This window comes from Tardiphaga sp. 20_F10_N6_6 (genome assembly GCF_052076045.1).
Taxonomy (GTDB): domain Bacteria; phylum Pseudomonadota; class Alphaproteobacteria; order Rhizobiales; family Xanthobacteraceae; genus Tardiphaga; species Tardiphaga robiniae.
On record NZ_CP197239.1, the window covers coordinates 6,222,209 to 6,244,644 of the forward strand.

The 22,436-nt window shown below is 63.4% G+C and carries 18 protein-coding genes and 1 other RNA gene; 16 read left to right on the forward strand and 3 right to left on the reverse strand.

Annotated features, from left to right (window positions below):
* Positions 1-254: 254 nt before the first annotated feature.
* From AB7813_RS29710 to AB7813_RS29720, 3 genes are all read left to right on the forward strand, one after another.
* The gene (locus AB7813_RS29710; RefSeq protein WP_439063334.1) at positions 255-2,057 is read left to right on the forward strand and encodes an ABC transporter ATP-binding protein; all 1,803 of its coding nucleotides are present in this window, start codon (positions 255-257) and stop codon (positions 2,055-2,057) included.
* A gap of 207 nt (positions 2,058-2,264) precedes the next feature.
* Complete coding sequence (locus AB7813_RS29715; protein WP_439063335.1) at positions 2,265-3,224, forward strand: helix-turn-helix domain-containing protein; 960 nt, start codon at positions 2,265-2,267, stop codon at positions 3,222-3,224.
* A gap of 95 nt (positions 3,225-3,319) precedes the next feature.
* Entirely contained in the window at positions 3,320-4,048 is a 729-nt protein-coding gene (locus AB7813_RS29720) for an alpha/beta hydrolase (protein WP_068732308.1), read from the forward strand.
* A gap of 74 nt (positions 4,049-4,122) precedes the next feature.
* Here the strand turns inward: AB7813_RS29720 and rnpB are convergent.
* Positions 4,123-4,607, reverse strand: an RNA gene (gene rnpB, locus AB7813_RS29725) — RNase P RNA component class A.
* A gap of 199 nt (positions 4,608-4,806) precedes the next feature.
* Between rnpB and AB7813_RS29730 the strand changes: the two genes are divergently transcribed.
* Positions 4,807-5,157, forward strand: coding sequence for a YciI family protein (locus AB7813_RS29730; RefSeq protein ID WP_068732310.1), 351 nt, complete (start codon positions 4,807-4,809; stop codon positions 5,155-5,157).
* Between the two features lie 4 nt (positions 5,158-5,161).
* Complete coding sequence (locus tag AB7813_RS29735; protein WP_439063336.1) at positions 5,162-6,421, forward strand: RNA polymerase sigma factor; 1,260 nt, start codon at positions 5,162-5,164, stop codon at positions 6,419-6,421.
* Here the strand turns inward: AB7813_RS29735 and AB7813_RS29740 are convergent.
* Positions 6,418-7,278, reverse strand: a complete 861-nt coding sequence (locus AB7813_RS29740) for an N-acetylmuramoyl-L-alanine amidase (RefSeq protein ID WP_439083775.1) — start codon at positions 7,276-7,278, stop codon at positions 6,418-6,420. The genes AB7813_RS29735 and AB7813_RS29740 overlap by 4 nt on opposite strands.
* A gap of 511 nt (positions 7,279-7,789) precedes the next feature.
* On the opposite strand from AB7813_RS29740, the gene rsmH reads away from it, so the two are divergent.
* The 10 genes from rsmH to AB7813_RS29790 all read left to right on the forward strand — a co-directional run bounded on the left by rsmH (position 7,790) and on the right by AB7813_RS29790 (position 20,093).
* On the forward strand, positions 7,790-8,785 hold the full coding sequence (rsmH, locus tag AB7813_RS29745) for a 16S rRNA (cytosine(1402)-N(4))-methyltransferase RsmH (RefSeq protein WP_439063338.1): 996 nt from the start codon (positions 7,790-7,792) through the stop codon (positions 8,783-8,785).
* Between the two features lie 2 nt (positions 8,786-8,787).
* Positions 8,788-9,168 (forward strand): cell division protein FtsL, encoded by a 381-nt coding sequence (ftsL, locus tag AB7813_RS29750; protein ID WP_089267351.1) that lies wholly within the window; start codon positions 8,788-8,790, stop codon positions 9,166-9,168.
* Positions 9,165-10,928 (forward strand): peptidoglycan D,D-transpeptidase FtsI family protein, encoded by a 1,764-nt coding sequence (locus AB7813_RS29755; protein WP_231077580.1) that lies wholly within the window; start codon positions 9,165-9,167, stop codon positions 10,926-10,928. The genes ftsL and AB7813_RS29755 overlap by 4 nt, the downstream gene beginning before the upstream one ends.
* Before the next feature lie 93 nt (positions 10,929-11,021).
* The gene (locus tag AB7813_RS29760; RefSeq protein ID WP_439063339.1) at positions 11,022-12,479 is read left to right on the forward strand and encodes a UDP-N-acetylmuramoyl-L-alanyl-D-glutamate--2,6-diaminopimelate ligase; all 1,458 of its coding nucleotides are present in this window, start codon (positions 11,022-11,024) and stop codon (positions 12,477-12,479) included.
* Positions 12,476-13,912 carry a UDP-N-acetylmuramoylalanyl-D-glutamyl-2,6-diaminopimelate--D-alanyl-D-alanine ligase gene (locus tag AB7813_RS29765; protein WP_439063340.1) on the forward strand — a complete coding sequence of 479 codons (1,437 nt, stop codon included), beginning with the start codon at positions 12,476-12,478 and terminating at the stop codon, positions 13,910-13,912. The genes AB7813_RS29760 and AB7813_RS29765 overlap by 4 nt, the downstream gene beginning before the upstream one ends.
* A 10-nt stretch (positions 13,913-13,922) precedes the next feature.
* Positions 13,923-15,005 carry a phospho-N-acetylmuramoyl-pentapeptide-transferase gene (gene mraY, locus AB7813_RS29770; RefSeq protein ID WP_068732324.1) on the forward strand — a complete coding sequence of 361 codons (1,083 nt, stop codon included), beginning with the start codon at positions 13,923-13,925 and terminating at the stop codon, positions 15,003-15,005.
* A gap of 4 nt (positions 15,006-15,009) precedes the next feature.
* Entirely contained in the window at positions 15,010-16,407 is a 1,398-nt protein-coding gene (gene murD, locus AB7813_RS29775) for a UDP-N-acetylmuramoyl-L-alanine--D-glutamate ligase (protein WP_439063341.1), read from the forward strand.
* A 353-nt stretch (positions 16,408-16,760) separates the two neighbouring features.
* Positions 16,761-17,909 carry a putative lipid II flippase FtsW gene (gene ftsW, locus AB7813_RS29780; protein WP_089267347.1) on the forward strand — a complete coding sequence of 383 codons (1,149 nt, stop codon included), beginning with the start codon at positions 16,761-16,763 and terminating at the stop codon, positions 17,907-17,909.
* The gene (murG, locus tag AB7813_RS29785) at positions 17,906-19,009 is read left to right on the forward strand and encodes an undecaprenyldiphospho-muramoylpentapeptide beta-N-acetylglucosaminyltransferase (protein ID WP_439063343.1); all 1,104 of its coding nucleotides are present in this window, start codon (positions 17,906-17,908) and stop codon (positions 19,007-19,009) included. The genes ftsW and murG overlap by 4 nt, the downstream gene beginning before the upstream one ends.
* Positions 19,010-19,088: 79 nt before the next feature.
* Entirely contained in the window at positions 19,089-20,093 is a 1,005-nt protein-coding gene (locus tag AB7813_RS29790) for a phosphotransferase (RefSeq protein ID WP_439063344.1), read from the forward strand.
* 18 nt (positions 20,094-20,111) lie between these two features.
* On the opposite strand, the gene AB7813_RS29795 is transcribed toward AB7813_RS29790, so the two are convergent.
* A complete protein-coding gene (locus AB7813_RS29795; protein WP_439083774.1) occupies positions 20,112-21,014 on the reverse strand; it encodes a LysR family transcriptional regulator in 903 nt (300 codons plus the stop codon).
* Between the two features lie 133 nt (positions 21,015-21,147).
* On the opposite strand from AB7813_RS29795, the gene AB7813_RS29800 reads away from it, so the two are divergent.
* Positions 21,148-22,320: an MFS transporter gene (locus AB7813_RS29800; protein WP_439063346.1), complete on the forward strand. Its 1,173-nt coding sequence runs from the start codon at positions 21,148-21,150 to the stop codon at positions 22,318-22,320.
* The last annotated feature ends 116 nt before the right edge of the window (positions 22,321-22,436 follow it).

Sequence of the window (22,436 nt, forward strand, 5' to 3'; positions counted from 1 at the left end):
CCTTCCATTGCTCGAACCCGAGGGAGAGTCTGCATGAAGTCGATTGATCTGCTCTCCGGAATTCTCGGTTCGGTGCACGCATGCGGATTTATGCGGGCTCATTGAGCCCCGGTTCCGCCTCTGCCGGTCGGGCCTGATGTCCCGATCATCCTGATCTTTCCCGTTTCTGTACTTTTAGGACGCTCGCGCTCGGTCTGGCCGTTGCGCGTCAAACCATGGAGCCGGTCTGCGCAGGGGCGGTGCCGGATGAAGTCATGACTCTGAAATCGAAGGACCGCGCCGCCGCTATCCGCGTGGTGATCCCTTTCGTGATCCGGCATTGGTTCCGGCAGCCCGGACGGGCGGCGACGGTTGCCGTCGGTCTGCTCGGCGCAACGGTGGCCGATCTGTTCATGCCGCTGTTCTCCGGCCAGCTGGTTGATGCCGTCACCAAAGGTGGCGTCGATCCGGCGGCCCGGCAGGCGGCATTCACAGCCTTTGGCGCCATCGTGGCGCTTGGCGCGACGTCGATGCTGCTGCGGCTACTCGGCATCCACGCCATCGTTCCGTTCACGCTGCGCATCATGTCGGATCTGTCGCGCGAGGCATTCGCGCGCGTGCAGCGTTTCTCGACCGACTGGCACGCCAACAGCTTTGCGGGCTCCACGGTGCGCAAGGTCACGCGCGGAATGTGGGCGGTCGATCTGCTCAACGACACGCTGTTGATGGCGCTGCTGCCGTCGCTGGTGGTGTTGCTTGGCTCGATGCTGCTGCTCGGCTGGCACTGGCCGGCGCTGGGCGGTGTGATCGCTGTCGGTACGGTGGCCTATATCGCGATGACCGTGTGGTTCTCCACGCGTTACATCGCGCCGGCCGCGCGCGTGTCGAATGCATGGGACACCAAGGTTGGCGGTACGCTGGCGGATGCCCTGACCTGCAACGCCGTGGTGAAATCCTTCGGTGCGGAAAGCCGCGAGGACGATCGGCTGGGGCAGGTCGTCGGCCGCTGGCGCGTGCGCGTGGCGCGCACATGGTATCGCTACAACACCACGAGCACGGTGCAGCTCGCAGTGCTGCTCTGCGTGCGCACGGCGGTGATCGGCGGCGCGCTATGGCTGTGGCTGAACGGGCAGGCCACGGCGGGCGATGTCACCTATGTGCTGACGAGCTATGTCGTGATCCACGGCTATCTGCGTGATGTCGGCATGCACATCAACAACCTGCAGCGTTCGGTGAACGACATGGAGGAGCTTGTCGCGATTCATGATGTCGCGCTCGGCATCGCCGATGCTCCCGATGCCCAGCCGATTGCCATCACGGGCGGGCGCATCCTGTTCGATGATGTGACGTTCCACTATGGCGGTCATGCCACGCCGCTCTATGACGGCCTGTCGGTGGACATCCGCGCCGGCGAGCGCGTCGGTCTGGTCGGGCGTTCGGGCTCCGGCAAGACGACCTTCGTGAAGCTGATCCAGCGGCTCTACGATGTCTCGAGCGGTCGCATCATGATCGACGGCCAGAACATCGCCGAGGTCACGCAGGAGTCGCTGCGCAGCCGGATTGCGATTGTGCAGCAGGATCCGATCCTGTTTCACCGTTCGCTGGCCGACAACATCGCCTATGGCCGGCCCGGTGCCAGCATGGCGGCGATTGAACAGGCGGCGCGGCTGGCGAATGCGCATGACTTCATCACCCGGCTGCCGAAAGGTTACGGCACGCTGGTCGGTGAGCGCGGTGTGAAACTGTCGGGCGGCGAGCGGCAGCGTGTCGCGCTGGCGCGCGCATTCCTGGCGGATGCACCGGTGCTGATTCTGGACGAGGCGACATCGAGCCTTGATTCAGAGTCGGAGGCGTTGATCCAGGAGGCGATGGAGCGGCTGATGAAAGGCCGCACGTCGATCGTGATCGCGCATCGCCTGTCGACGGTGCGCAGCCTCGATCGCATTCTGGTGTTCGATCACGGGCACATCGCGGAAGAGGGCACCCATGCGACGCTCACAGCGCGACCGGGTGGCATCTATCGCGGCCTGTTCGAACGGCAGGTGCTGGATCTCGATCGCACCGCCGCCGCGGAATGATATCAGGAAGGAACGGGGGCCGCCGTTGGCCCTCGTTCGCATTTTGGCGCATGTCGTGAATGCGTTCGTCCCCGGTGGGCGAGCCGATCGTGGCGACACCCGCACGGCGACGCCCGTCGTCGCAAAATCGGATGTCGTTGACAGTTCCTGCTTTGCGCAACACTCTGTCGATCCTGCGACCAGTATAGACCGTATTGGGGCTCGACGATGGATTGCTCGCCGGACATTCAGACATGGTCGACTGCTCTCGTCGAGCCGGAACGACGGCTGGATTACTGGATTTCCGCTGTCTGCGAAGGCTTTCTGGAGATGGATATCGCCAGCCTCGCGCCCGCGAGCTTTGCGTCCGAACTACAACGCGGGCAGCTCGATGTGATTGGGGTCAATCAAGTTCGAGGCGATCCCCAGCATGTCTATCGCACCAGACGCGCCATCGCGCGCGGCCAGTCCAATTTTTACTATCTGCTTTGCAAGACCGACCGGAACTGGTCGGCCACGCAATCCGAGAGAACGGCGATGTTGCGCCCCCATGATCTTCTCCTGGTGGATTCGCGGCGCCCCTATGAATTTCATTTTCCGGTGACGTCGGACACGATTTCGCTGGAGCTGCCGATGGGATGGGTCGAGCGCTGGCTTACCGCGCCGGAGCAGCATCTTGGCCGGGTGATTGATGGACAGTCTGGCTGGGGACTGGCACTGAGCGGCTTCGTCCGGCAATGGTCACCGGAATTGGCCGTTCGCAGTCCGCTGCCGGCGCCCCTCCTCGTCGATCAATTAGGAGCCCTGCTGGCTCTGACACTGGAAGGCGATGTGACGCAGTCGCCAGCGGAGACGTCCGGCACGGCCGCGCTGATTGATCGGATTCGTCGCGCTCTGCGCGAACGCTATGCCGAGCCCGGCCTCACTGCAGCGTCGATTGCCACGCAACTGCAAATCTCGGAGCGCACGCTGCATCGCGGTCTCGCCAGCGCGTCCGTGACCTTTAGCGGGCTGCTCGCTGACTGCCGCATGTCAATGGCCCGCAAGATGCTGGCCGAGCCGCGCTTCGACCGTGTGAGTATCGGTGGCATCGGCCAGAAGGTCGGCCTGACGGATCCATCACACTTTATCCGCCAGTGCCGCAAATATCTGGGGGTGACACCCGGCGAGTTCAGGCGCCGACGATAGCCTGTGACGCAAATCGTCGATTAGGCTGGCACAATCCGGCCATCTGCCCGGCATGTCAGTGATTATGAATGTCCGGGAAACATCGGGAGGATTGCATGGCAGATCTATACGTCCTGGTTCACGGCGCCTGGCACACGGGACAGGAGATGGACGCGGTCGCCGGTCATCTGCGGGCGAGCGGGCATGTCGTTCATTGCCCGACGGTCGCTGGCAACAACGCGAATGACGACCGCAGCACAGTTGGGCTTGCGCAGGCTATCGCTTCGATCGCTGATTATATCGAGAAAGAAAATCTGCGGGACATACGCCTTGTCGGACACAGCTATGGCGGCATGGTGATTTCGGGCGTCGCGGACCGTATGGCAGAACGCATCAAGCGGCTGGTCTATGTCAACGCCTTCGTTCCGCTGGACGGACAGTCGCTCAACGACATGGTGCCGCCGCATTACCTTGGCCTGTTCGATTCCATCGCTGCCGCCAACAACAACGCGGTGATGCTGCCGTTCGAAATCTGGCGCGACGCTTTCATCAACGATGCCGATTTCGGACTGGCGAAGTCAGCCTATGAGCAACTCAATCCGCATCCCTACAAGACATTCACCGACAAGATTTCGCTGAGCAAGCCTCTCGCCGAACTTGCGGTCGGGAAATCCTACGTGAATTGTCAGCAGGACATTGCGCTGCCACACAGCCTGCCATGGCATCCCCGACTATCCGAACGTCTTGGTCTGTTTCGGCTGGTCGAATGTCCGGGTAGCCATGAAATGTTCTTCAGCAATCCTGCACGCCTCGCAGAGGCGATCATTCAGGCAGGACGGGACTGAAGCAGGTGTGGTCATCGGCGCCAAAACTGGCGAAGGGCCCGGCGTTTTGCGCCGGGCCCTTCGTTGTTCAGAAAGTTATCAGCCGGCCTGTAAGCCGGGTTCTGTAGGGCATCGCCGATTTGCACCGGCGATACGTGACGGCCATTCCTCTGGGACCATAGTTGCCTATGGCCTCAAGCAACCTACCCGGACAGCGAGCAAGACATTGCCCCGCAGTGTTATCGCTCAAGGTGAGCGAACTGACTGCTTTGCCGTCCCTATTCGGTTTTGCTCCCGGTGTGGTTTGCCATGCCGTTTCCGTTGCCGGATACGCGGTGCGCTCTTACCGCACCTTTTCACCCTTACCCGCCTTCGCAGCTTGCGCTGCTACGGCGTGGCAAGCCCGAAGGCTTGTCGCGCCGAAGTCCCGAAGGGACGTAGGAGGGCGGTTCGTTCTCTGTGGCACTTTCCCTGGGGTCGCCCCCGCCGGACGTTATCCGGCACCGTATGTCGATGGAGCCCGGACTTTCCTCTCCCGCAGCCTTTCGACCATAGCGGGAGCGGCCGTCCAGCCGACTGACGGCACAGGCATGGAGGCTCAGGGCCGTGGCGTCAAGCCAGGAACGCGCGCAGTCTTTGCCAAAATAAATTATCCTGAAGATGTCGTTCTGCTGCCGGTCCGTTCGACTGACCGCATGATCCCGGAAAGTGGCAACCAGTTTTCGGACCCGATCATGCCCATGTCACGGCGAATGCGCCGCTCAAGAGGAGAGAACGCAATGCAGTATCTGCTGATGATCTACCAGAACGAAGCCGAGTACGCGAAAATGGACGCCGCCACAGGCAAGAAGATGCTTGAGGAATATGGCGCGTTCACCCAGTCCATCGTCCAGAGCGGCAATTTTAAGGCCGGTGACCGGCTGCAACCGACGACCACAGCGACCACGGTGCAGGTGCGCGACGGCAAGATGCTCACCACCGATGGTCCGTTCGCCGAGACGCGCGAACAGCTCGCTGGTTACTATCTGGTTGACGCCAAGGATCTCGATGCCGCACTGGCGATTGCGGCGCGGATTCCCAGTGCGCGGGTCGGTTCAATCGAGGTGCGGCCGATCTGGGTCTATAACTGACACCATGACGCTGGCCGAAATCGACAGGATCTTTCGCAACGAGGCGGGTCGCGCGCTGGCGACGCTGATCCGCCTCGTCGGCGATTTCGATTTGGCTGAAGATGCGTTGCAGGATGCTTTCGCGGTTGCGCTTGAAAGATGGCCAACGGCTGAGCCGCCGGCAAATCCGCGCGCGTGGCTTGTCAATGTCGGCCGCAACAAGGCGATCGACCGTGTCAGGCGGCTGGTCTCGTTTCGCGGCAAGCAGCAACAGGTGACGCACGAGCTGTTGCTGAATGCGGGCACAGATGACGATCGCTGTGACGACGCCGTTCTCGACGACGACATGCTGCGGCTGATTTTCATCTGTTGCCATCCGGCTTTCGCCGTGGAGGTGCAGGTGATGCTGACGCTGCGAACCGTCTGTGGATTGAGTACCGCTCAGGTGGCACGGGCGTTTCTGATCGGCGAAGACGCCATGGCGCAGCGTCTGGTCCGAGCCAAACAGAAGATCCGCATCGCCGGAATTCCCTATGAAGTGCCTGTGCGAGATGCGCTCGAACAGCGCCTGCGCGGCGTGTTGGCCGTGATCTATCTGGTTTTCACCGAAGGCTACGTTGCCACATCAGGTGACGATCTGATGCGGCCGGACCTGGCGCGGGAAGCAATCCGGCTGGCTCGTTTGCTTGATGCGCTGATGCCGCAGCGCCGCGAGATCAAAGGCCTGCTGGCGCTGATGCTGCTGCACGACGCGCGCCGCTCCGGTCGTGCGACGGCAGATGGCGATATCGTGCTGCTGGAAGCGCAGGATCGGTCGCTGTGGGATCACCAACAGATTGTCGAGGGATTGCGGCTGGTCGAGGACGCGTTGCACGCTCCGGGCCGACCCGATGACTATGTGGTGCAGGCCGCGATCGCGGCGCTGCATGCGCAGGCGCCAAGCTATCAAGCCACCGACTGGCCGCAGATCGCCGGGCTCTACGAAGTCCTGCTGCGGATCAGGCCATCGCCGGTGATCGAGCTCAACCATGCCGCCGCGGTGGCGATGGTCGATGGTCCGCTGCGTGCCCTGAATCTGGTCGACGCATTGCAGGCGAGGGGCGGACTCGACGGCTACGATCTGCTGCCGGCCGTGCGTGCCGACCTGTTGCGCCGTCTTGGCCGGCGCGATGCCGCCCGCGATGCGTATCATCGGGCCAGTGCGGCCACACAACTTGAGCCATTGCGCCGGCTTTACGCGCGGCGATTGGCTGAGCTGGATCGGCAGGAGCCGGCGGAGGATTAGCGCGCGGCGATCGTCGTCTCCGCCGGCAGGCTGGTGAGCAGGGCCTGCAGCGTGGTCAGCGTCGAGTGATCCACGAGACCGTCGACGCGCTCGGGACGGAAATGGCGCTGGAAGGCGGTGACCACTTCCATGGTCGGAGCATTGTACTGGCCATCGGTCTCGATGCCGTAGCCATAGCGCGCCAATGCATGCTGCAGCGCCAGTACGTCGTCGCCTGCAGTGCCGAGTTTCATGGTTTCGCCGCGCACGATCGGCGCCGGCATCACCCAGTGGCCGACACCGGAATTGGCCAGCGAGTGCCACGGGAATTTCTCGCCGGGATCCTTCTTGCGCGAAGGCGAGACGTCGGAATGACCGAGCACGCGATGCGGCTGCAGGTCATGACGCAGCATGATGCCGCGGCATAGCGCGGTGACAGCGGCGATCTGCCGGCTCGGAAAATCCGGATAGCCCCAGTCATGACCGCGATTGATGATCTCGATGCCGATCGAGCAGGAATTGATGTCCTCTTCGCCGGCCCAGAAACCGACGCCGGCGTGCCAGGCCCGCTTGGCTTCCGGCACCGTCTGCACGATGCGGCCGTCCTCGAGCACGATGTAATGCGCAGAGACATCGGTGCCCGCGCTGCACAGGCGCGCGATCGCGCCTTCCGGATCGGGCATGCCGGTATAGTGCAGCACGATCATGTCGGGCACGAGGCCCTTGTTACGCTCACCGAAATTCGGCGACGGGATCACGTCGGAAACGACGGATGAATCCGGGGTAAAGGTCGGCATGTCCGCGGCGCCCTTGGGAATCGGGAGGGCGCGTTGACGCTTGGAGTCGGATCCAGCGGGTGCGGACGTAGGTGAAGCCATCAGAAAACTCAAATCAGTCACGAGAACAGCGGCACATATCGGTTGCGCCGCAGGCGCGTACTATCCCCGACCGGCACCTTGCTATGCAACGACTGCATGACAGTTTTGCCCCATTTTTATCCACTGTGGGCTTAAAGCATCAGCACTACGATGAAACCGGCACTTGCAATTGATCAACTGCTCTCCAACCCATCAACGCTTTCTTAACGCTAAGTGCCGTTACTGAGTGGTGAAGAGCCAACCTGAAAGGGAGGCCAAAGTTCCATTTTGACGTTCAAATCCCATGGCAATCCCGACAAATCCATGCGGACGTCCGGCCTTTCCCGCGCCAAACGCGGGTGGTGCGTCGAATGGAACCCGCAATCGCGCGGCGACCTGGCTTTTCAGGAGGAAAAGCCAGGCGGCGCGCCGACAGTTGAGGCGACATGGGCCTGTTCGTGTCCAGTTTGATTTTGCGCCTCGATGCGAAGGAACGGAACGCGCTGTCTGCACGCCTCCGGCCGGCGCGCGCATGAGCACGCCCGATACAAGACATATCTCCGTTCTCGGCGTTGAAGCCGTCGACATGCTGAGCCCGCGCGCCGGTGGTATTTATGTCGATGCCACATTCGGCGCAGGCGGTTATTCCCGCGCCATTCTCGCGACCGAGGGAACCCGCGTCATCGCCATTGATCGCGACCGGACCGCCATCGCCGGTGGTTTCGATCTGGTCGACGCGTCTGACGGTCGTCTTACGTTGGTCGAGGATCGCTTCTCCAATCTCACCGATGTGTGTGCCGCCCAGGGCGAGCCGCTCGTCGATGGCGTCGTGATGGATGTCGGCGTCTCGTCGATGCAGATCGATCAGGCCGAACGCGGCTTCTCGTTTCGTTTCGACGGCCCGCTCGACATGCGCATGAGCCAGCACGGGCCGACCGCGGCCGATGTGGTGGCGAAGGCCTCCGAGGCGGATCTTGCCAATATCATCTATATCTTCGGCGAGGAGCGGCATTCCCGCTCCGTCGCGCGCGCGATCATTGCGGCGCGCAAGGAAGCGCCGATCGAGACGACGAAGCAGCTCGTCGATATCGTGCAGAAGGTCGTGTGGGCCAAGCCCGGCGAAATCCATCCGGCGACGCGCACGTTCCAGGCGCTGCGCATCTTCGTCAATGCAGAGCTCGACGAACTCCACACTGCGCTCGCCGCCGCCGAACGCGTGCTGAAGCTGGGCGGCCGGCTGTCGGTGGTCTCGTTCCATTCGCTGGAAGACCGCATCGTCAAGAATTTCATGACCGAGCGCAGCAAGACCGGCGGCGGTTCGCGGCATCTGCCCGAGGTCGCGCAATCCCGTCCGCGCTTCTCGCTCGTCAACAAGCGCCCGATCACTGCTGGCGACGAAGAACTCAAGGCCAATCCGCGCGCGCGCTCTGCGAAGCTGCGCGGCGCCGAGCGTACCGACGCGCCGGCACAGGATGCCGGCCCGTTGCCGGGCTGGCCGACGCTTGCCTCTGTGATGAGGGGAGGCTGACCATGCGGATCATCCACCTTCTCGTCATCGCCGTTCTCGTCTTCGCCGCCGCCTATGTCTATCGCATCAAGATGGAATCCACGGTGCGCACCGAGAAGGTGCTGCGCCTGCATGCCGATATTCGCGAACAGCGCGATGCGATCGCGTCGTTGCGCGCCGAATGGGCCAAGCTGGATGCGCCGATGCGGCTGCAGGGTCTGGCCGAACGTCATCTCAAGCTGCAGCCGGTGACGGCGCAGCAATTCGACACGATGAAGAATCTGCCGGATCGGCCGCCGAATTTTGCCAAGCCCGGTGAGCCAGATCCGATTGGCGCGATGATCCACACCATCGATCCGGATATCGTGACCGGCTCGTTGCCGGCGCCGGAGGATCCGCAGTGACAGGTCCGCAACTCGACCCGAACAAACCGATCACCCGGCCGCCGGAGCCCTGGCGCCAGCGTCTGATCCGCAGTCTGCTTTACGGGCGCAACGTTGATCGTGCGGCGAAGGCACGCGCGCGCGTCGGTCTTGCGATGATCGCGTTCGGCGGTGTGTACGGCATCATTGCCGTGCGTCTGATCATGTTTGCCGTCAACGGCGACACCCATGCCGAGCGCCGCTCCACGCGTGACGCCATCGCGACCGCACGTCCCGATATCGTCGACCGCAACGGCGCGATCCTGGCGACCGACGTGAAGTCACCATCGCTGTTCTCGGAGCCACGTCGCATCATCGACAAGGACGAAGCGGTCGAATTGCTCACTGGCGCATTGCCCGATCTCGACGGCGCCGAAGTGCGCGAGCGGATCATGAGCAAGAAGGGCTTTGCCTGGCTGAAGCGCGAGATCACGCCGCAGCAGCAGCGCGACATTCATCGCCTGGGCATTCCCGGTATCGGCTTCCTGCGCGAGAACAAGCGTGTCTATCCGAGCGGCGCGGCGGTCTCGCATCTGATCGGCCTGACCAATATCGACAATCAGGGCATTGCCGGCATCGAGAAATGGCTCGACAGCAATGGCCTCGCGGATCTGCATCGCGCGGGCTTCGCATCCGACCGTCTGCAGAAGCCGGTCGAACTCGCCGTCGACCTGCGCGTTGAACATGCGCTGCGTGACGAACTGCTCAAGGCCAAGGCGAAGTACAGCGCCAAGGCGGCGTCGGGGCTCGTCTCCAACGTGAAGACCGGCGAGATCGTCGCCATGGTCTCGTTGCCCGACTTCGATCCGAACAATCCGAAGGAAGCGCACGATCCCGACCGCATCAACCGCCTGACCACCGGCGTCTATGAAATGGGATCGACCTTCAAGACGCTGACGCTGGCGATGGCGCTGGACAGCGGCAAGGCCAATCTCAATACGATGTATGACGCGCGCTATCCGCTCAGCTACGGCAAGTTCAAGATCCACGACACCCATCCGGTGCCGCGTCCGATCTCGCTCACCGAAGTCTTCACTTTTTCGTCAAACGTCGGTGCTGCGAAGATCGCGCTCGGGCAGGGCGTCGAAGCGCACAAGGCGTTCCTGAAGAAGGTCGGCCAGCTCGATCGCCTGCGCACTGAATTGCCGGAAAGCGCGATGCCGATCGTGCCGAAACGCTGGGGTGAACTGAACACCATCACCATCGCATTCGGTCACGGCATGGCCGTGGCGCCGCTGCAGGCGGTGATGGGCGTCAATGCGATGATCAATGGCGGGCTGCTGATCCCGCCGACCTTCCTGAAGCGCACCGAAGAGGAAGCGCGGGAGATCGGCAAGCGCGTCATCAAGAAAGAGACCAGCGACAAGGTGCGTTACATGATGCGCCTGAATGCCGAGACCGGCTCGGCGCGGCAGGCGGAAGCCAGGGCCAAGGGTTACTATCTCGGCGGCAAGACCGGCACGGCCGAGAAGGTCGTCAACGGCCGCTATTCCAAGAAGCAGGTGCTGAATTCCTTTACCGCCGTGCTGCCGATGGACAACCCGCAATTCCAGGTTCTGGTGATGCTGGACGAGCCGAAGGCGCTGCCGGAAACCCATGGTTTCATCACCTCGGGCTGGAATGCGGTGCCGACGGGCGGCAACGTGATCGCCCGTATCGCGCCGCTTTTGGGGCTCGAGCCGCGCTTCGATCTGGCGCCGTCCGACCGCCTTATTCTTGCGACATCCAAGGTGACTCAGTAACGCCGCATCTGCGCTTTACAGCCGGTGCAAAATGCGGTTTGCGTGGCGTTGCGGAACCCGATGTGTCCCTCGATCTGGCCTGCCCGGAGCAGCATGAAACTACGCGATTTGTTCAACCCTGATGCCGTGATGGAGCAGTCCGCAAGGGACGTCACCGTCACCGGACTGGCTGTGGACAGCCGCGCAGTGAAACCGGGCGATCTGTTCTTTGCACTCGCCGGTGCGAAGACCGACGGTTCGCGTTTCATCGCACAGGCACTGGCGTCAGGTGCAGTCGCCGTCGCCGGTGCCCACAAGCCCGACGATCTGTCCGTACCCTTCGTGCGCACGCCCAATCCGCGCCTTGCGCTGGCTCTGGCCGCCGCCAAATTCTATCCGCGCCAGCCTGCGGTCATCGCCGCCGTCACGGGGACATCAGGCAAGACGTCGGTTGCGTCCTTTGCGCGCGAGATCTGGGGGCGCCTCGGATATGCCTCTGCAAGCATCGGCACCATCGGTCTCGTCTCGCCGAAGCGCACCGTCTATGGCTCGCTGACCACGCCGGATCCGATCTCGCTGCACCAACAGATCGACGAGATCACCGGCGAGGGCGTCACTCATCTCGCGCTCGAAGCGTCGTCCCATGGCCTCGATCAATTCAGGCTTGACGGTGTGCGGGTTTCTGCCGCCGGCTTCACCAACCTGTCGCGCGATCACATGGACTACCATCCGGACGTCGCGCATTATCTCAGTGCCAAGCTGCGGTTGTTCCTCAATCTGGTCGTGGACGGTGGCGTTGCCGTGATCGCGGCCGATCATGAGCATTCGCCGCAAGTGATCCATGCCGCACAGTCGCGCCACTTGCGTCTGATGAAAGTCGGCCGCAAAGGCGACGGCGTGGGCGAAGGTATTCGCCTTGTCGATGCCACGGTCGAAGGCTTCGCGCAGAAACTCACGCTTGAGCATCGCGGCAAGAGCCATCAGATCAAGCTGCCACTGGTCGGTGAATTCCAGATCGAGAACGCGCTTGTTGCGGCCGGTCTTGTGATCGGTACCGGCGGTGATGTCGATCAGACCTTCGCCGCGCTCGAACATCTCGAAGGCGCCAAGGGGCGGCTCGAGCAGGTTGGCACTCACAATGGCGCGCCGGTGTTCGTCGATTACGCACACAAGCCGGATGCACTGGCGAAGGCACTGCAGGCGCTGCGTCCTTACGCAAAGCGCAAGCTCGTCGTGGTGTTCGGCGCCGGCGGTGATCGCGATGCCGGCAAGCGGCCGCTGATGGGCGAGATTGCCGCCGAGAATGCCGACAGCGTGATCGTCACCGATGACAATCCGCGCAGCGAGAATCCAGCGACTATCCGCGCAGCCATTCTGGCCGCTGCGAAAGGCGCCATCGAAATCGGTGATCGCGCCGAAGCCATTCGCGTGGCCGTCGAGGGTCTGCAGCCCGGCGATGCCCTATTGATCGCCGGCAAGGGCCACGAGACCGGACAGATCGTCGGTACCCGCACATTGCCTTTCAGCGATCACGAGGCCGCCGCAGCGGCGCTTGCCAAGAGGACTGCATGAGCGAGTTTCTTTGGACATCGGCCGCGATGGCCGACGCGATGCACGCCACGGTGCAGGGCGCGCTGCCGGCGGGTATCACGGGCATCTCCATCGATACCCGCACCATCAAATCCGGCGAGGCCTATTTCGCGATCAAGGGCGACGTGCATGACGGCCACGCCTTCGTCGAGGCCGCGCTGAAAGCTGGCGCAGGATTGGCCGTCGTCGAAACCGCGCAGCGCGACAAGTTTCCCGCCGATGCGCGCCTGCTGGTGGTCGACGACGTGCTCGCAGCGCTCGTCGAACTCGGCATCGCCTCGCGTGCACGTCTGAAAGCGCCGATCATTGCGATCACCGGCTCGGTCGGCAAGACCTCGACCAAGGAAGCGCTACGCCGCGTGCTGGAAGCGCAGGGCAAGACCCATGCCTCGGTCGCGTCGTTCAACAATCACTGGGGCGTGCCGCTGACGCTGGCGCGCTGCCCGGCGGACGTGCGCTTTGCGATCTTCGAAATCGGCATGAACCACGCCGGCGAAATCGAGACGCTGGTGAAGATGGTGCGACCGCATTTCGCCGTCATCACCACCGTCGAGCCGGTGCATCTGGAATTCTTCGCTGGCGTCGAAGCCATTGCCGACGCCAAGGCCGAAATCTTTTCGGGGCTTGAACCCGATGGCGTCGCGATCCTCAACCGCGACAATGCGCAATTCGCGCGGTTGCAGAAGAGCGCCAAGAAGGCCGGCGTCTCGCGTGTCGTCTCGTTCGGTGCCGACCAGAAGGCTGAGGCGCGGCTGATCGACGTGGCGTTGCATCCGACCTGCTCGGCCGTGCATGCCAATATCCTCGGCCATGACGTCACCTACAAGCTCGGTATGCCCGGCCGCCACATGGCGATGAATTCGCTGGCGGTGCTGGCGGCAGCGTCGCTGATGGGGGCCGATCTGGCGCATGCCGCGCTGACGCTGTCGCAGGTCGTGCCCGCTGCGGGCCGCGGCGTCCGCCATGTGCTCGAAGTGTCAGGCGGCGAGGCGACGCTGATCGACGAGAGCTACAATGCCAATCCGGCTTCGATGGCGGCAGCCATCAATGTGCTTGGCGCAGCAGCCATCGGGCCAAAGGGGCGCCGCATCGCGGTGCTGGGCGACATGCTCGAACTCGGCGCCGATGGCGCGAAACTTCATGCCGGGTTGCTGGATGCGGTGCAGTCCAACGGCATCGATCTGGTATTTTGCTGTGGTCCCCTGATGCGCAACCTTTGGGATGCCCTTTCCACGGGCAAGCGGGGCGGCTATGCCGGGGATGCGGCGGCGCTCGAATCGCAGGTGCTGGCCGCGATCCGCGCCGGTGACGCCATCATGGTCAAGGGCTCGCTCGGCTCGAAGATGAAACCGATTGTCTCCGCGCTCGAAAAGCGCTTTCCCGGCAACGCCGCGCTCGACGACGCCGCGGTATAGGGCGGACTGAATGTTCTACTGGCTGATCGATTTTGCGGGCACCGTGCCGGTGTTCAACGTGTTCCGCTACATCACCTTTCGCACCGGCGGCGCAGTGGTCACCGGCGCACTGTTCGTATTCCTGTTCGGACCCTGGATCATCGACAATCTGCGTTTGCGCCAGGGCAAGGGTCAGCCGATCCGCACCGACGGCCCGCAGTCGCATCTGGTCAAGGTGGGCACGCCGACCATGGGCGGGCTGATGATCCTGTCTGGCCTCGTGGTCTCCACGCTACTCTGGGCCAATCCGCGCAATCCCTATGTCTGGATCGTGCTGGCGGTCACCCTCGGCTTCGGCTTCGTCGGCTTCTATGATGATTATCTCAAGGTCACCAAGCAGAGCCATAAAGGATTCGCCGGTCGCACGCGTCTGCTGATCGAATTTATCATTGCGGGCGCCGCCTGTTTCGCCTTCGTCAAGCTCGGCCGCGATCCGCTGTCGTCCTCGCTGGTGATCCCGTTCCTCAAGGACGTGATCGTGAATTTCGGCTGGTTCTTTGTGCTGTTCGGCGCCTTCATCGTCGTTGGCGCTGGCAATGCCGTGAACCTCACCGACGGCCTCGATGGTCTGGCCATCGTGCCTGTCATGATCGCGTCGGCCTCGTTCGGCATGATCGCCTATCTCGCCGGCAATGCGGTGTTCTCTGATTACCTGCAGATCAACTACGTTGCGGGGACCGGCGAACTCGCTGTGCTCTGCGGCGCGGTGCTCGGGGCAGGGCTTGGCTTCCTCTGGTTCAATGCGCCGCCGGCCTCGATCTTCATGGGCGATACCGGCTCGCTGGCGCTGGGCGGTATGCTCGGCTCCATCGCGGTGGCCGTGAAGCACGAGATCGTGCTCGCCGTGATCGGCGGATTGTTCGTGCTGGAAGCCGTGTCGGTCATCGTGCAGGTCACCTCGTTCAAGCTCACCGGCAAGCGCGTGTTCCGCATGGCGCCGATCCATCACCATTTCGAACAGAAGGGCTGGACCGAGCCGCAGATCGTCATTCGCTTCTGGATCATCTCGGTGATGCTGGCGCTGGTCGGCCTCTCCACGCTGAAGCTGCGGTGAGATCGTGATCCCGGTCACATCCTTCGCCGGCAAGACCGTCGCCGTGTTCGGGCTCGGCGGCTCCGGCCTTGCGTCTTGTCACGCGCTGCAGGCGGGCGGCGCCGAAGTCATCGCCTGTGACGACAGCATCGACAGAATGGTCCAGGCCACGCAGGCCGGTTTCATCACTGCCGATCTGCGCACGGTGGCATGGGGCAGTTTTGCGGCTCTGATCCTGACGCCCGGTGTGCCGCTGACGCATCCGGCGCCGCATTGGACAGTCGTCGCTGCGAAAGCAGCCGGCGTCGAGGTCATCGGCGACATCGAACTGTTCTGCCGCGAGCGCAAGTTCCATGCACCCGATGCGCCCTTCGTTGCCATTACCGGCACCAATGGCAAATCGACGACGACGGCGCTCGTTGCGCATCTGATGCGCGAGGCGGGTTTCGATACGCAGATGGGCGGCAATATCGGTACCGCGATCCTGTCGCTCGAGCCACCGCGCGCCGGCCGTGTTCATGTGATCGAGATGTCGTCCTATCAGATCGATCTCACGCCCTCGCTCGATCCGTCCGTCGGCATCCTGCTCAACGTCACGCCCGATCATATCGATCGTCACGGCACGCTGGCGCATTACGCTGCGGTGAAGGAGCGTCTCGTTGCCGGTGTGCAGGCGGCCGGCACCGCCATCATCGGCGTCGACGACGATTGGTGCAGCAAGGCCGCTGATCGCATCGAACAATCCGGCAAGCGCGTGGTGCGCGTCTCCGTCGAACATCCGCTGGCCGATGGCCTCACCATCAAGGGCAGCACCATCGTGCGCAATGCCGGCGGCGCGCAGAGCGATGTCGTCGATATCGCTGGTATCGGCTCGCTGCGCGGATTGCATAATGCGCAGAACGCCGCCTGTGCCTCGGCCGCAGCGCTGGCGCTCGGCGTCAGCCCGGCCGTGCTGCAGAAGGGCCTGCGCAGCTTTCCCGGTCTTGCCCATCGCATGGAGCAGGTCGGGCGTCAGGGCACGACGTTGTTTGTCAACGACTCCAAGGGCACCAATGCCGACGCCGCTGCCAAGGCGCTGTCGTCCTTCAACGACATCTTCTGGATCGCCGGTGGCAAGCAGAAGGAGGGCGGCATCACCTCGCTCGCCGAATTCTTCCCGCGCATCCGCGGCGCCTATTTGATCGGCGAGGCGGCGAGCGACTTCGCGCAGACGCTGGACGGCAAGGTGCCGTATGAGATCAGCGTCAGTCTCGACGTCGCGGTCGCCAATGCCGCGCGCGATGCCGCCGAAGCCGGGCTGACAGAGCCGGTCGTGCTGCTGTCACCCGCCTGCGCCTCATTCGACCAGTTCCGCAATTTCGAGATCCGCGGCGACCGGTTTCGCGAACTGGTGCTGGCGTTGGATGGGATGAGGGCGGTTTAGTTTTCTTTACCTCTCCCCGCATAGCGGGGAGAGGTCGGATCGCTGCGAAGCGAAGCTTCGTTGCGATCCGGGTGAGGGGCAGGGCACTGACTCTCCACAACTGAGAACTCACGGATCCCTCAGATCTCTCTCGTGCGGAAACGTTGCTGGCCGACCCGATGGTGCTTCGATGGCGCGTGTCCCGTGCCTTGCCCCTCACCCGAAATCCTCGCTTCGCTCCGATTTCGACCTCTCCCCGCAAACGCGGGGAGAGGTAAGCCAGCCCCATTCCCTCCAAATTTTCACAATCCATTAACTGTCTGGCAACCACGATGGCCCATCGATAGGAGTTCATCGACCCGCAGGACGCGCTTATGATCTCTCGCGAACAACGCACGCCGCTCAGCGAATGGTGGTGGACCGTGGACCGCCTGCTGCTGGCGGCGATCATCGCGCTGATGCTGGCCGGGGTGATCCTGTCGCTGGCGGCCTCGCCGCCGGTGGCGACCCGCATCGGGCTTGATCCGTTCCACTTCTTCAACCGGCACATCCTGTTCCTGGTGCCGTCGATTATCGTGCTGATCGGCGTGTCCTTCATGACGCCGCGGCAGATCCGCCGCTCGGCCCTTGTCGTGTTCGCGATCTCCATCGTGCTGATCCTGGCGACCTTGCTGATCGGGCCGGAGGTGAAGGGCGCCAAGCGCTGGATCACCATCCTTGGCATCAATATCCAGGCATCGGAATCCGCCAAGCCGGCATTCGTGGTCATCGCCGCCTGGCTGTTCTCGGAATCCGCGCGCAAGCCGGAAATGCCGGCGACCTCCATGGCCATCGTCCTGCTGATGATGCTGGTGTCGCTGCTGGTGATGCAGCCTGACTTCGGCCAGACCATGCTGATCCTGATGGCCTGGGGTTCGCTGTTCTTCATCGCCGGCATGCGCATGGTCTGGGTATTCGGCCTCGGCGCCACCGCGGCAGGTGGACTCTTGATGGCTTATTTCCTGGTGCCGCACGTCGCCGGCCGTATCAAACGCTTTATGGATCCCGCCTCGGGCGACACGTTCCAGGTCGATACCGCGATGGAAGCTTTTTCGAATGGCGGCTGGTTTGGCCTCGGGCCGGGCGAGGGCATTGCCAAGCGCAGCCTGCCGGACAGCCACACCGACTTCGTCTTCGCCGTCGGCGCCGAGGAGTTCGGCATCCTGTTGTGTCTCGCGGTGCTCAGCCTGTTCGCCTTCATCGTGATCCGCGCGATGTCGCGCGCCTACGCCACCGAAGATCTGTTCTCGCGCTTCGCTGCCTCGGGTCTCGCGATCCTGTTTGGCGTGCAGGCGGCGATCAACATGGCGGTCAACCTGCATCTCATCCCCGCCAAGGGCATGACGCTGCCCTTCATCTCCTATGGCGGCTCGTCGATGATCTCGCTGGCTTATAGCGTCGGCATGCTGCTCGCTTTGACGCGGATGCGCCCGCGCACCGAAGTCGAGGCGATCGACGCCCACGTCGCGCGCACTTACGCGTGATGAGCACCGCGCCCCTCATATTGCTGGCGGCGGGCGGCACCGGCGGACATCTGTTTCCGGCGGAAGCGCTCGGCGTCGCGCTGATGAAGCGCGGGCTGCGCGTCCGGCTCGTCACCGATGCGCGGGCGCTGAAATATAGCGGGCTGTTTTCGCGCGAGATGATCGATGTGGTGCCGAGCGAGACGGTGCGCTCCCGCAATCCCATCTCGCTGGCACGCACCGCGATCATGCTCGCTGCTGGCACCGCGATGGCGCTGAACCTGATGCGCAGCCTGAAGCCCGCAGCGGTAATCGGCTTCGGTGGCTATCCGACTGTGCCGCCACTGTTTGCCGCGCGTCTGTTCGGCATTCCCACCCTCATTCACGATTCTAACGCCGTCATGGGCCGCGCCAACCGCATGCTGTCCGGCAAGGTCAGCGCGATCGCGACGTCGTTGCCCGGTGTGCTCGACCGCGATCCCGAATTGTCGAAGAAGACCACCACCACGGGCACGCCGATGCGCCCGGCGATCCTCGCCGCTGCTGCCGTCCCCTATGCCGCGCCGGATCTCACCGGGCCATTCCGCTTGCTCGTCGTCGGCGGCAGCCAGGGCGCGCGCATCATGGCCGATATCGTGCCGCCGGCGATCGAGCGTCTCGAACCGGCGCTGTGGAATCGCCTCGTGCTGACGCAACAGGTGCGCGACGAAGACATGAGCCGCGTGCGTGCCGTTTACGACAAGCTCAAGATCAAGGCCGAACTCGCGCCGTTCTTCAGCGATCTCCCCGCGCGTCTCGCGTCAGCCCAACTGGTGATCTCGCGCTCCGGTGCGGGCACCGTCGCTGAACTCGGGGCCATCGGGCGGCCGTCCATTCTGGTGCCGCTGCCCGGTGCGCTCGATCAGGATCAGTTCGCCAATGCCGGTGTGCTTGCGGACGCCGGTGGCGCGCTTCGCATCGCGCAGAGTGATTTCACGCCGGATCGTCTGGCTGCTGAAATCTCGGCGCTGGCCGGCGAGCCGTCGCGGTTGACCGCGATGGCCGCAGGCGCGCGCAAGGTCGGCAAGCTCGATGCAGCAGAGCGGCTGGCGGATCTGGTTGCCAAGGTCGCGAAGATTTAGGTCATCGGTTCTGCTACACGTCGTCCCTACGCGGTTCGCCGGGGGGACAATGAGCGGAGAGCATCTTTCTGATATTCCGATGACGCACCGCGAGATCGCGCAGGCTGCGCTCAGGGCGACCGTCGGTTCTGCAACCATCGATTCCATCCGGCCGATTCCGGGTGGCGTCTCGGGCGCGCTCGTCTATCGAGTAGCCGCCGGCGATCGCCGCTACGTATTGCGCATGGAGGGGGCCGCAAGTCCGCTGCGTAATCCGCACCAATATACGTCGATGCGCATCGCCGCACAGGCAGGGATCGCGCCGCGGCTGCACTATGTGGATGAGACCGCACGTGTCGCGGTGATGGACTTCATCGTCGAACAGCCTCTGCAGTCCTATCCCGGCGGTCCCCACGCTTTGGCGCAGGCGCTGGGAGGAATGCTGCGGCGCCTGCAGGGCACGCCAAGGTTCGGGCGCTTCGTCGATTATCCGGATATTACCGCCCGGCTGTGGGCCCATGTCTGCCGCACAAACCTGTTTGCGCCCGGCGTGCTCGATGCCCACACGCAGCGTCTGGCAGACCTCCGTAGCGCCTATACGTGGAATAGCGACGAGGCGGTTTCCAGCCACAACGATATCCTGCCGCGCAACCTTCTGTTCGATGGCGAGCGTCTGTGGCTGGTCGATTGGGAGTCGGCCTATTGCAACGATCCCGTCGTCGACATGGCGACCATGCTCGATAATTTTGCGCCGTCACCTGAACTCGAAGAGGTGCTTTTGCAGGCATGGCTTGGTCACCCGCCCGATCGCAGCTTGCGCGATCGCCTCGAACTGATGCGCGCGCTCACCCGTCTGTTTTATGCGGGCGTCCAGTTCAGCGCCGTAGCGACCGCGTCGCGCTCGGTGCCGGACACGGATCTCTCGGCTCCTACACTTGCGGAATTCCAGCAGGCCTTGCGCGATGGGCGGCTGGCGCCCGACGCGTTGGAGACCAGGCATCTGCTTGGAAAGATGTATCTCGCTGCATTTTTCACGGGCGAGAAACCGCCGGGGCTGCCTCCGCCGATCAGTGCCTTTCAAGTAATGGGCATAGCGGAGGCGTGATGACGAGGTGCTGGAACGCTACAGCCTCACGGTCTCCACCAGGTAATCCAGAAACGCCCGCACGCGCGCCGGCAACTGTCCGCCATGGCCGACGAATACGGCGTGGATCGGTTCGATGTCGCCGGGATTGAACGCTTCGAGCACCGGCACAAGACGTCCGGCTGCGATGTCGGCTTCGACATGAAAACGCGCCAGCCGCGCAAGGCCCATGCCGGCGACGGCGAGGTGCTGCATCGCTTCGCCGTCGCTGACGAGGGCATTGCCTGACGGCATGACGGCGACTGTCTCGCCGCCGATTTTGAACGGCCAGCCGTTCTCCCACTTGGCGAAGCCGAAGCGCAACAGATTGTGATGTGCGAGATCGTCCGGCGTTTTGGGTGTGCCGCGCTCTTTGAGATAGCCGGGCGAGGCGACCACGACCATCCGGCTCTCGCCGAGTTTGCGCGCCAGCAGCCGTGACTCGCGCATCAAGCCAACGCGAATGGCGACATCGGCGCGCTCTTCCAGGAGATTCACCACGAGATCCGTCAGAACGACCTCGACCTTGATGTCCGGATAGCGCTTCGCAAAATCGGGGAGCAGCGGCAGCAGGAGACGCAGGCCGAAGGGCACGCTGGTATTGACGCGCAGCAGGCCGCTCGGTGTGGCGCCGATGGCGGCCTCGCGTTCGGCTGCGCTGATCTCGTCGAGAATGCGTAAGGCGCGCTCATAGAAAGTGCTGCCTTCCGGCGTGAGCTGAAGCTTGCGCGTCGAGCGGTTGATGAGCCGCACGCCGAGCCGTGCCTCCAGTCGCGCCACCAGTTTGCTGACGGCAGAGGGGGTCATTCGGAAGGCCCGCGCCGCGGTCGAAAAACCGCCGAGCTCGACCACGCGGGTGAACACTTCCATCTCGCCGGAGCGGTTGACGTCCAGTCGTGACATCTGGCCGTAATTCGTTGAGTGAATTCAATTCACAAATATTGTTCCTATGCCACGTCTATCTCATCAATGTCAGGAGGTCCACATCTCCCGTCATCGGGCAATTGGCCCGCTTCACCCACGGGACACCACGTTCATGCCTCTTGCACTCTACGCGCTTACCGCCGGCGCCTTCGGAATTGGCGTCACCGAATTCGTCATCATGGGTCTTCTCATCGAGGTCGGCGGCGACCTCGGCGTGTCGATCCCGGCCGCGGGTCTGCTGATCTCGGGCTATGCGCTGGGTGTCGTGCTCGGCGCCCCGATCATGACCATCGCCACCAGTCGCTGGCCGCGCAAAACCGTGCTGCTGGTGCTGATGGGCATCTTCACGCTGGGCAATCTCGCTTGCGCCCTGGCGCCGGACTACTGGAGCCTGATGGCGGCACGCGTGCTGACGGCTTTCGCGCATGGCACGTTCTTCGGCGTCGGCTCGGTGGTGGCGACGAGCCTCGTGCCCGAGAACAAGAAGGCGTCGGCGATCTCCATCATGTTCGCCGGCCTGACGGTGGCGACCATTCTCGGCGTGCCGTTCGGGACGTGGCTCGGGCAGGGCTATGGCTGGCGCGCGACCTTCTACGCGGTGACGCTGGTGGGAATGGTTGCGATGGCCGCAGTGGCGCTGCTGGTGCCACCGGTCAAGGCGCCGGAAGAACACAGCAAGCTGTCCGACGATCTCGCAGTGCTGGCGCGGCCTCAGGTGCTGCTCGGCCTGCTCACAACAATTTTGGGCTGGATCGGCATCTTCGCGCTGTTCACTTATGTCGCGCCGGTCCTGACGAAGATTTCTGGCTTCTCCGATGCGGCCGTGTCGCCGATCCTGCTGGTGTTCGGCGCGGGCGCCATCGTCGGCAATCTGGCCGGCGGACGTCTTGCCGATCGCTGGCCGGCGGGCAGCGTGTTCGGCAGCCTGCTGGCCCTGGCGGTGACGCTCGTGCTGATCACCTTCGCCGCGCATAATCAGGTCGCCGTCATCATCGCTATCGCGCTGCTGGGTGCCACGGCCTTCGCCACCGCGTCGCCCTTGCAGATGGCGGTGCTACGCAAGGCCGAGGGCGCCGGCCAGAGTCTCGCGTCGAGCTTCAACATTGCCGCGTTCAATCTCGGCAATGCCATTGGCGCGTGGCTTGGCGGCGCGGTGATTGCGCATGGCGGTCTGAGCGCGGTGCCATGGGTCGCGGCGCTCGCTCCGCTGGCTGGGGTCGCTGTGGCGCTCATTGCCAATCGTGCGGATCGCGCACCGGCGCCGGTTCCCGCGCCGGCGGAATAGGGTGCTCAAGGCGGATTCGCCTGATCCGCAAGCCAAATTTCCGTCTTTTTCGTCATGGCCGGGCTTGTCCCGGCCATCCACGTCTGTTTGAAGGAGTCATCTGCTCGAACGAGCTT

What these genes read in the sequence shown, in the direction of transcription:
- ftsL (WP_089267351.1), top strand. Translation starts at nt 8,788, where the DNA reads ATGCGGATCATCCACCTTCTCGTCATCGCCGTTCTCGTCTTCGCCGCC.
- rsmH (WP_439063338.1), top strand. Translation starts at nt 7,790, where the DNA reads ATGAGCACGCCCGATACAAGACATATCTCCGTTCTCGGCGTTGAAGCC.
- AB7813_RS29765 (WP_439063340.1), top strand. Translation starts at nt 12,476, where the DNA reads ATGAGCGAGTTTCTTTGGACATCGGCCGCGATGGCCGACGCGATGCAC.
- AB7813_RS29715 (WP_439063335.1), top strand. Translation starts at nt 2,265, where the DNA reads ATGGATTGCTCGCCGGACATTCAGACATGGTCGACTGCTCTCGTCGAG.
- AB7813_RS29730 (WP_068732310.1), top strand. Translation starts at nt 4,807, where the DNA reads ATGCAGTATCTGCTGATGATCTACCAGAACGAAGCCGAGTACGCGAAA.
- AB7813_RS29735 (WP_439063336.1), top strand. Translation starts at nt 5,162, where the DNA reads ATGACGCTGGCCGAAATCGACAGGATCTTTCGCAACGAGGCGGGTCGC.
- ftsW (WP_089267347.1), top strand. Translation starts at nt 16,761, where the DNA reads ATGATCTCTCGCGAACAACGCACGCCGCTCAGCGAATGGTGGTGGACC.
- AB7813_RS29790 (WP_439063344.1), top strand. Translation starts at nt 19,089, where the DNA reads ATGACGCACCGCGAGATCGCGCAGGCTGCGCTCAGGGCGACCGTCGGT.
- AB7813_RS29720 (WP_068732308.1), top strand. Translation starts at nt 3,320, where the DNA reads ATGGCAGATCTATACGTCCTGGTTCACGGCGCCTGGCACACGGGACAG.
- AB7813_RS29710 (WP_439063334.1), top strand. Translation starts at nt 255, where the DNA reads ATGACTCTGAAATCGAAGGACCGCGCCGCCGCTATCCGCGTGGTGATC.
- AB7813_RS29800 (WP_439063346.1), top strand. Translation starts at nt 21,148, where the DNA reads ATGCCTCTTGCACTCTACGCGCTTACCGCCGGCGCCTTCGGAATTGGC.
- AB7813_RS29795 (WP_439083774.1), bottom strand. Translation starts at nt 21,014, where the DNA reads ATGTCACGACTGGACGTCAACCGCTCCGGCGAGATGGAAGTGTTCACC.
- mraY (WP_068732324.1), top strand. Translation starts at nt 13,923, where the DNA reads ATGTTCTACTGGCTGATCGATTTTGCGGGCACCGTGCCGGTGTTCAAC.
- AB7813_RS29740 (WP_439083775.1), bottom strand. Translation starts at nt 7,278, where the DNA reads ATGGCTTCACCTACGTCCGCACCCGCTGGATCCGACTCCAAGCGTCAA.
- AB7813_RS29760 (WP_439063339.1), top strand. Translation starts at nt 11,022, where the DNA reads ATGAAACTACGCGATTTGTTCAACCCTGATGCCGTGATGGAGCAGTCC.